Raw genomic sequence first — 9,040 nt, 5'->3', positions numbered from 1 at the left:
TTCTTTAGACATGGAAAGTCCCCTAAAAAAACACGGTTATCGATGGCGTAAATTACCACATTAACCAAAGATAATTACAGGATATAAAAAAGGAAAGAAAAATAGAGGTGGTGCTGATAGGCGGATTTGAACCGCCGACCTCACCCTTACCAAGGGTGCGCTCTACCAACTGAGCTATATCAGCGTGGAGCGGGCAGCGGGAATCGAACCCGCATCATCAGCTTGGAAGGCTGAGGTAATAGCCATTATACGATGCCCGCACCTATATTCATCTGTCCCATCATAAAATGGTGGAGGGAGAAGGATTCGAACCTTCGAAGGCTGAGCCGGCAGATTTACAGTCTGCTCCCTTTGGCCGCTCGGGAATCCCTCCACTGTGCTAATGCTACTACTTACTTTTAAGATGGTGCCGACTACCGGAATCGAACTGGTGACCTACTGATTACAAGTCAGTTGCTCTACCTGCTGAGCTAAGTCGGCATCGTTAAGCAAGTGAGGCGTATTATAGGGATCTTTTTTCTTCTGGCAAGCCTTTTTTTCAAAAAAAACGGTATTTTTTATTGTTAGACTAAATCTCAAGCAAAAACTGTTCGTTTTTTACAGTTTCAGTACTCTATTTGATACTGTTAATAATATTTATCGCTTATAGACTAAAATATAACCTATTCCAATTTCCGTATTGCTTGATGTAATCTTCCTTGTGACTGCTCTAACAACACTTTTGCCTGAGCTTTATCTAAATTGCCTAAAATCATCATAATAGCCAATTTCGCCTGATTATCCGCCAATGATAAATAATGCTTTGCAGTATCGCGATCACATTCTGTTGCTTGCATCACAATATTTACCGCTCGATGCCGCAATTTTTCATTGGTCGCTTGCACATCCACCATCAAGTTTTGGTAACACTTACCCATTAACACCATACTGGCGGTAGAAAGCATATTCAGCACCATTTTTTGTGCTGTTCCTGCTTTTAACCTGGATGAACCAGTTAAGACTTCCGCACCAACTATCGGCGTGATTGAAATATCTGCTATTTTTGACATCTCTGAATATGCATTACAGCTAATTGCTATGGTTTTCGCCCCACAGGTTTTAGCATACTCCAACCCACCCAATACATAAGGAGTTCGACCGCTTACTGCCAAGCCGACCACCACATCTTTGTCTGAAAGCTGAACCTGCATTAAATCCACTTTACCAGCCTCGCTGTTATCCTCCGCATTTTCTACTGCTTTCCGTATCGCCCTGTCACCACCTGCGATCAGACCGATAACTTGTCCAAACGGCACGCCAAATGTCGGCGGACACTCTGACGCATCCAAAACCCCTAATCGACCACTTGTTCCTGCACCTTGATAAATAAGGCGACCACCTTGCTGAAAGGTACTAACAATAACTTCAACTGCCTGTGCAATTTGAACTAATTGGGCGTTCACTGCTAATGCTACTTTTTGATCTTCCTGATTCATTAACTGAACGATTTCTAATGCAGAAAGTTGATCTAGATTTAACGAAGAGATATTACGTTGTTCAGAAGTGAGTTGTTCCAAAGTTTTAAAAAGAGAAGTCATCATAAATCCTTATTATTAATCTTATCCGCTAAATGAATTGCTCCTAAAATTGCGTTTTTGCTTGCTCCTGTTACAGAGGGCAAATTACCGCTTTGATGATGTATGGTACGATATGCCAACCACGCAAAAGCAGTGGCTTCCATAAAATCGGCATCAATGCCACTCTGATTACTATTTCTGATTCGCCAATTCGGTAATAAATCCTGCAAACGTTGCATTAAAACCGGATTATTCGCACCGCCACCGAACACCCATAACATTGTTTCAGTTTGTAATTTCGGTAATTGTTCAACTATTGTCTGTGCTGTTAATTCCAATAACGTTGCTTGTACATCAACAGCAGCAATTTGCGGTAATGCATCAAGTTTTTGTTGTAACCAAGGTAAATTAAACAGTTCTCGTCCTGTACTTTTCGGTGGTAACTGATGGAAATACTCGGTTCGCAAACAGCTTTGTAATAATGCCGTATTCACTTGACCTTGTGCTGCCCATTCACCGTTTTGATCGAAGTTTCTACCATGATGCAATTTAATCCAGTTGTCCATCAAAGTGTTGCCCGGTCCGGTATCAAAACCACTTACTGTTCCGTCCGGATATAAAATAGTGACATTACTGATACCGCCAATATTGAGCAATACGGTTAAATGTTTCGGATTAGAAAAAATCGCTTGATGAAATGCCGGTACTAACGGCGCGCCCTGACCGCCATACGCTATATCTTTACGTCGAAAATCAGTTATTGTGGTAATTCCTGTTTGTGCCGCTAATAAATTACCGTCTACCAGTTGCATTGTGAACGGATATTTTCCCATTGGAGCGTGCCAAACCGTCTGCCCGTGACAACCAATCGCAATAATCTGCTCTGCCGATAATCTTTGTTGCTGCAAAATCTGTCTAACTTGCTCAACATAAAGCCAAGATAACCGTTGCTCAATTTCACCCAGTTTCTGCAAAGTTGTCACGCCACGCATTAAATCTGTCAAATCATCGCGTAAGTCCTGCGGCATAGGCGCATATAATGAGGTCACTATTTGAGGGAAAGCGTTTGAGAAATCAACAATAACGGTATCTACACCATCAAGGCTGGTGCCAGACATCATTCCGATATAAAGATTGGGTTGCATAAAAAGTTATCTATAGGGTAGAACAATAGACGATACCTTACCATTTTCATCAGCAAGAATAAATTAACTTTAAATAGAAATATTAACGAAGGATAAGATGGTGGGCGATACCGGTCTCGAACCAGTGACCCCCTCCTTGTAAGGGAGGTGCTCTCCCAACTGAGCTAATCGCCCGAATAGAAATTCGTTGCTACTAACAATAGTGGTGGGCGATACCGGTCTCGAACCAGTGACCCCCTCCTTGTAAGGGAGGTGCTCTCCCAACTGAGCTAATCGCCCACATTGTTAATATTGGGTGATTGTCATAAGTGGTGGGCGATACCGGTCTCGAACCAGTGACCCCCTCCTTGTAAGGGAGGTGCTCTCCCAACTGAGCTAATCGCCCTTATGACAACTAACAAAATATGGTGGGCGATACCGGTCTCGAACCAGTGACCCCCTCCTTGTAAGGGAGGTGCTCTCCCAACTGAGCTAATCGCCCATATTTTGTGTTCGTGGCATTATAATTATAATTTATATCCAGTCAATCGCTTTTTGATTTTCATTTGCTAACTGTTCTAAAAGTAAACATAAATATCAAGTTTTTATTAAGAATAATGCTAACTCATAGTAGAATAGAGCCGTTTTTTATTTTTTATTTGTAGGCAGAATATAATGGAAATCGAAAAACTATTTAATTTAGATCCAAATATAACAGTACGTACCCGTTTTGCACCAAGTCCAACAGGCTATTTACACGTTGGCGGAGCAAGAACCGCACTTTACTCTTGGTTATACGCCAAACACAATCAAGGTGAATTTGTACTTCGTATCGAAGACACCGACTTGGAGCGTTCCACCCAGCAGGCAGTTGATGCTATTTTAGAAAGTATGGAGTGGCTGAGCTTATCTTGGGATCACGGTCCTTATTACCAAACTAAACGTTTTGATCGTTATAATCAAGTGATTGATCAAATGTTGGAACAAGGTTTAGCTTATCGTTGCTACTGCAGCAAAGAACGTTTGGAAAACTTGCGCGAACAGCAGGAAAAAAATAAAGAGAAACCACGCTATGATCGCCATTGTTTACACGATCACACACATCACGATCCGAGCGAACCTCACGTTGTTCGTTTTAAAAACCCGACCGAAGGTTCAGTGATTTTTGATGATGCCGTGCGTGGAAAAATCGAAATCAGCAACAGCGAACTTGATGATTTAATCATCCGCCGCACCGACGGCTCTCCAACTTACAATTTCTGTGTTGTGGTTGATGACTGGGATATGGGCATCACTCACGTTGTGCGTGGTGAAGATCACATCAATAACACACCTCGCCAAATCAATATCTTAAAAGCACTTGGCGCGCCTGTGCCACAATATGCACACGTTTCAATGATTTTAGGTGATGATGGGCAAAAATTATCCAAGCGTCACGGTGCAGTTAATGTAATGCAGTATCGTGATGAAGGTTATTTACCGGAAGCATTATTAAATTATTTAGTACGTTTAGGATGGGGACACGGTGATCAGGAAATTTTCTCTATTGAAGAAATGGTCAAATTCTTTGATATTCATCAGGTTAGCCGTTCAGCAAGTGCATTTAATACCGACAAATTACAATGGGTAAACCACCATTACATCCGTGAATTACCAGTAGAAAAGGTAGCTCATTATCTTGAATGGCATATGGAAGAGCAAAAAATTAATACCCAAAATGGACCAGAATTAACCGAAATTGTAAAAGCACTAGGTGAACGCTGTAAAACCTTAAAAGAAATGGCAACAGCCAGCCGTTATTTCTACGAAGATTTCAGTGAATTTGATGAAGCAGCAGCGAAAAAACATTTTAAAGCCGCAGCTATTCAGCCATTAAGCGTTGCATTAGAAAAATTGCATCAACTTTCGGAATGGAAAGCTCACGAATTACATCAAGTGATCGAGCAAACTGCGAATGAATTAGACGTTGGAATGGGTAAAGTCGGTATGCCATTACGAGTTGCTGTAACAGGATCAGGACAATCCCCATCATTAGATATTACACTTGAACTTATCGGTAGAGAACGTTGCTTAAACCGCATTCAGAAAGCGATTGAATTTATTAAGAATAAAGTGGAAAACGCATAATAACTATTTGAAAAGATAGGGTAACATTGCCCTATCTTTTCAAAAGAATTAATGTTTTATAATTAAAACTAAAAATCTAAAAGATCACAAATTCATACAAAGCAACTGATAAATCCTATTTTTCCTTATAATTTCTCTGACAGCTCCGATACTTTTTCAATCACGCAATAATCCAAATCAGAATTTTCTGTTTGCAAATAATCAAAATTTTTACGGGCATAGGCAATTTTCATTTGCTCGCTTTCGCGTAATTTTTCTTCCGCCACACCGCGTTGAATGCCCTCTCCTGTATTTTTGGTTTCTGCCACAAAATAGATTTTGTTTTCACCTTTAAACACCACTGCCCAATCAGGGTTGTAATGGCCTAATGGGGTAGGGATTTTAAATTTTTCAGGCAGCTTAAAATAAAATTCCACTTCTTCGCTGGTTTCACAATCTTTAGCAAATTGATATTCGGTTTGGGAATCTAGCGGGATATAGTTTTCATAAATGGTTTTCTGTTGTTCTGCCACTGCAAAAGTATGCTCATTTTTAAAAAATTCAAAATCCTGAAATAGCGTCATTGCATAGGTTTTACCGGTGATTTTGCGGTATTCCACGCCCTCTGCCATGATTTGCTGTAACGCAAGGTTGATTTTTTCAGCAACTAAATCAATAAACTGTTGTGGATTATGGAAAACTTCAGGCAGCCTTTGCGATTGTTGCAAAATCTGGCATAAGCTTATTCGCGTTAATCCTGTTTTGTTTTGCAAGGCATTGAGCAGGTCAGGAATATGGAATGAAGCACGCACATTGGTTGCCCCTGTTGAGCGATATTGTGTGCTTATGCCTTGTTCATTGATGGTTAAATGGGCTTTTTCGTGGCGGATTTGTATCGCCTCAATCGGCGGCATTTTGCGAATTTTTTCCACCGCACTTTTAATTAACTCTTGTTGTTCAAACTTCACCCGATAAGTGGTTTGATATTGAATGCGTTTCCAAATCTGTTCAAAGTCAGGGTGTAGGCTGAAATCTTTGCGATATTGAACCTGTTTTTTATCTTCACATTTTTTGATATTGCTCTTGGCAAACTGCACGCCGCATTCTTCTTCAATTTCACGCTGAAGGCTGGCAGCAAATTGTTCATAGCTTTCATTGGCAATCACGGTGAGGATATTTTGGCGGCGATCATAAATCCGTTGCCCTTGCTGATTCACAGGCAGCCTTAATCCACGCCCGATTTCTTGGCGTTTTTTCATTTCGCTGGCGGTGTCGTTTAAGGTGCAAATCTGAAACACATTCGGATTGTCCCAGCCCTCTTTTAATGCGGAATGAGAAAATATAAACCGCAACGGATTGTTTAAATCCAATAGCCGTTCTTTGTCTTTCATAATCAGGCGATAGGTGTCGTTATCCGCTTGTGTGCTGCCATTGGTGTCTTTGGCATTGCCTTTTTTGTCTTGAGAAAAATAGCCATTATGCACGCCTTGCGGATCGCTGCCTGAAAGCTCGCGGTAAATGGCATCAAACCATTGGGCGAATTTACCGCCATTGCGGTAATTATCTACTTTGTCGATAAAAAACAGAGAAAGCACTTTAATGCCTTGCTCACGTAATTTTTTCTCTTTTTGCAAATGCTCGGCGATGGTGCGGCGGATTTGCATTTGCTGAATGTCGTCTTTTAATTGGGAATGATCTGTTCCTTGATAAATTTCCACCCCATTGGCAAAGGAAACCATTTTTTGCTCGGTGTCCATTCCGCTCAAAATAAAGCCATTGCGGTATTGTTCATTGCCTTTGGAAAGATCGAACAAATCTTGATTGGGCTTGACGGTGATGGCTTTTTTCTTCATCGCCTTTTTGTCGTTCACCAATAATTCAATTTTGGCTGACCAGCTTTTTTTGCCCGTTTTGATTTCTTTCAGCGATAAATACACCCCATTTAAATCATTGTTTGCCAGTACGCTGTCCACCTCAATTTGCTTCACCAAGCCCAATTCGTAGGCTTGCACGGGATTGAGGCTGTAAACAGGGTTGTAGGCATTTTTATGCGTAGCGGAATAACGCAAGGTAAACAATGGGTTTAAACTTTCAATCGCTTTACGGCGGGTTTCAGTTTCCATATTTTGCGGTTCATCAATGATCACTATCGGGCAGGCCGTCTGAATATATTCAATCGGTGCAATGCCGCTTTCTCGAACCATATTCATCACATTGTTTTCTTTCGCAAAAGAATCAATATTAATCACCAAAATATCAATATGGTTACTTTGGGAAAAGTTTTTTAATGCGGTTAATTGCGTGCTTTTATATTCACAGTATTTCACGCTCGGATTATCAAACACCGTAGCAAAATGGGATTCGGTAGCACGCAAGGTATGCAACACGCCCTCGCGAATGGCAACGCTTGGCACAACAATCACAAATTTTTGCCAGCCATATTGTTGGTTTAATTCAAAAATGGTGCGTAAATACACATAGGTTTTGCCCGTTCCCGTTTCCATTTCTACGGTAAAATTTTTACCCTGTTCAGCAATCAAAGTGCGGTCGGTTTTTGCTTTATTTTGTTGCGTATCTAAATTGTTTTGCAAAGCCGCTTCATTCAACTGCAAAGGGCGATTTCCCCTAATATTCTCCGCATTTGGGCTGGTTAAAACCAATCCCTCTTCTTGGGCGTTCCCTTGCCCTTTAAATAATTGAACCACCGCTTCCACTGCTTGCAATTGATAATCTAAGGTTTCAAATTGAAGTTGCATTTTCTTCTCCTTAAATCACCCATAAAGCAATATTCGCATCGCTCATTTGCAATTCGGTATTTTTCTTGAATGCGTCATCGCCGTTAAATAAACGATCCAGCATCACCACTTTTTGCGGCTGGCGTGCCATCACGTCATTGATTATTGATTCATTCACTTCATTTAATATCAATGCCACGCGCTGATGGTTTTCTTCCACCCAATACACGTGATTTTCCCACCGCACTTTTGCCGTGAGGCTGAAGCCCAAACGCAATAATAATTCATACATCATCGCCTGCGTGTCGGTGTTCTCTACCACAGGGTCAATAAACATTTGCAATTGCTTTTCTAAATCCTGTTCTGTTGGCGTTTGCCATTGTTTGAAATGGCTGCCTGAAAGTTTAAAGGCTTTAAAACCCGTATCTATGGTTTGATTAGGATATTGTTCGGCGATTTGCTTGCCCGCACGGCGAATGCGTTCTTTGGAAATATCGGCAATGGAGTGAAAACCTGCTTTAAAGGCTTCGGATTGTTCGCTCGTTTTTTCAGGCAACTGCACACAAATAAAACGGCGGTTGCCGCCATCTTCGGCATTAAGTTGCATCACCGCGTGGGCGGTGGTGGCAGAGCCTGCGAAGAAGTCGAGGATTAAATCGTTTTTATCGGTAGATAACGTTAATATTCGCTCTAATAAGCGAATTGGCTTTGGCGTATCAAAATAACTTTCTCCATCAAAAATTTTCCTGAGCTCTTGGCTTGCTTCTTGATTATGCCCAACCTCATTATGTTTCAATAAAGAAATTGCTTTAATTCCATTTTGAACTTCACTTAAAAATCGTTTTATTCTAGGAACATTTCCTCCACTTTTACCGAACCAGATACGATTATCGGCAACCATTTCATTAAATTTTTCCTGAGATACTCGCCAACTTCTGCCTGAAGGTGGATTATATTGGGTGCCATTTGGTGTAGTAATTGTATAAAGCCCACTTTGTTGTACATCTTTACGCAATAAATTATCTGAAGTCCAATTACCTCTAAAATCATTATCTATATTTCCATATCTGGAATTGGCTTCATCTGTTCTTGGCAATAAATTAATCTTACAAGCATCGCTTGATTTAGCATAACAAACAATATAATCGTGATTAGTACTAAACCACTTCGCATCATTTTGTGGACTAAATTTTTTCTCCCAAATTAAATCTGCCACAAAATTCTCCTCCCCAAACACTTCATCACAAAGCAATTTCAATTGGGCTTGTTCATTATCATCAATGGAAATAAAAATCACGCCATCATCACGCAATAAATTTCGTGCCAAATGCAGGCGAGGCAGCATCATATTGAGCCAATTGCTGTGATAATGCCCGTTTTCTTTGCTGTTTTTCACAAAGGCACGCTTAAGTTTGCCCGCTTCGTCTTTATCGCCTACTTTTTCCGCATAATCGGCTTGGCTGTCGGCAAAGTTATCTTTATAGATAAAATCGTTCCCCGTATTATACGGCGGATCGAT

5 protein-coding genes and 8 tRNA genes are annotated in these 9,040 nt (G+C 40.8%); 1 reads left to right on the top strand and 12 read right to left on the bottom strand.

From position 1 onward, the window contains the following. Positions 1 to 108: 108 nt before the first annotated feature. From JP36_RS11030 to JP36_RS10985, 10 genes are all read right to left on the bottom strand, one after another. A tRNA-Thr gene (locus JP36_RS11030) sits at positions 109 to 184 on the bottom strand. Between the two features lies 1 nt (position 185). Further along, positions 186 to 260 (bottom strand) — tRNA-Gly (locus JP36_RS11025). Positions 261 to 288: 28 nt separating this feature from the next. Beyond that, a tRNA-Tyr gene (locus JP36_RS11020) sits at positions 289 to 373 on the bottom strand. 31 nt (positions 374 to 404) lie between these two features. Beyond that, positions 405 to 480 (bottom strand) — tRNA-Thr (locus tag JP36_RS11015). Positions 481 to 662: 182 nt separating this feature from the next. Continuing rightward, complete coding sequence (gene murQ / locus JP36_RS11010; protein ID WP_018347184.1) at positions 663 to 1,577, bottom strand: N-acetylmuramic acid 6-phosphate etherase; 915 nt, start codon at positions 1,575 to 1,577, stop codon at positions 663 to 665. Next, the gene (locus tag JP36_RS11005; RefSeq protein WP_039174694.1) at positions 1,577 to 2,701 is read right to left on the bottom strand and encodes an anhydro-N-acetylmuramic acid kinase; all 1,125 of its coding nucleotides are present in this window, start codon (positions 2,699 to 2,701) and stop codon (positions 1,577 to 1,579) included. The genes murQ and JP36_RS11005 overlap by 1 nt, the downstream gene beginning before the upstream one ends. A gap of 98 nt (positions 2,702 to 2,799) precedes the next feature. Then, positions 2,800 to 2,875 (bottom strand) — tRNA-Val (locus JP36_RS11000). A 29-nt stretch (positions 2,876 to 2,904) separates the two neighbouring features. Then, positions 2,905 to 2,980 (bottom strand) — tRNA-Val (locus JP36_RS10995). Positions 2,981 to 3,010: 30 nt separating this feature from the next. Further along, positions 3,011 to 3,086, bottom strand: a tRNA-Val gene (locus JP36_RS10990). 20 nt (positions 3,087 to 3,106) lie between these two features. Beyond that, positions 3,107 to 3,182: transfer RNA gene (locus JP36_RS10985), tRNA-Val, on the bottom strand. 173 nt (positions 3,183 to 3,355) lie between these two features. On the opposite strand from JP36_RS10985, the gene gltX reads away from it, so the two are divergent. Further along, positions 3,356 to 4,807, top strand: coding sequence for a glutamate--tRNA ligase (gltX, locus tag JP36_RS10980; protein WP_039174693.1), 1,452 nt, complete (start codon positions 3,356 to 3,358; stop codon positions 4,805 to 4,807). 125 nt (positions 4,808 to 4,932) lie between these two features. Here gltX and JP36_RS10975 read toward each other — a convergent pair whose 3' ends face one another. Both JP36_RS10975 and JP36_RS10970 read right to left on the bottom strand, forming a co-directional pair. Beyond that, positions 4,933 to 7,542 carry a DEAD/DEAH box helicase family protein gene (locus tag JP36_RS10975; RefSeq protein WP_039174692.1) on the bottom strand — a complete coding sequence of 870 codons (2,610 nt, stop codon included), beginning with the start codon at positions 7,540 to 7,542 and terminating at the stop codon, positions 4,933 to 4,935. 10 nt (positions 7,543 to 7,552) lie between these two features. Next, positions 7,553 to 9,040, bottom strand: a 1,488-nt coding sequence (locus JP36_RS10970) for a site-specific DNA-methyltransferase (RefSeq protein WP_039174689.1), incomplete at its 5' end; no start/stop codon positions are given.

This window comes from Gallibacterium genomosp. 1 (assembly GCF_000771875.1).
Classification (GTDB): domain Bacteria; phylum Pseudomonadota; class Gammaproteobacteria; order Enterobacterales; family Pasteurellaceae; genus Gallibacterium.
Note: the sequence above shows the minus strand (reverse complement) of the source record. Positions and strands in the feature narration are given on the sequence as shown.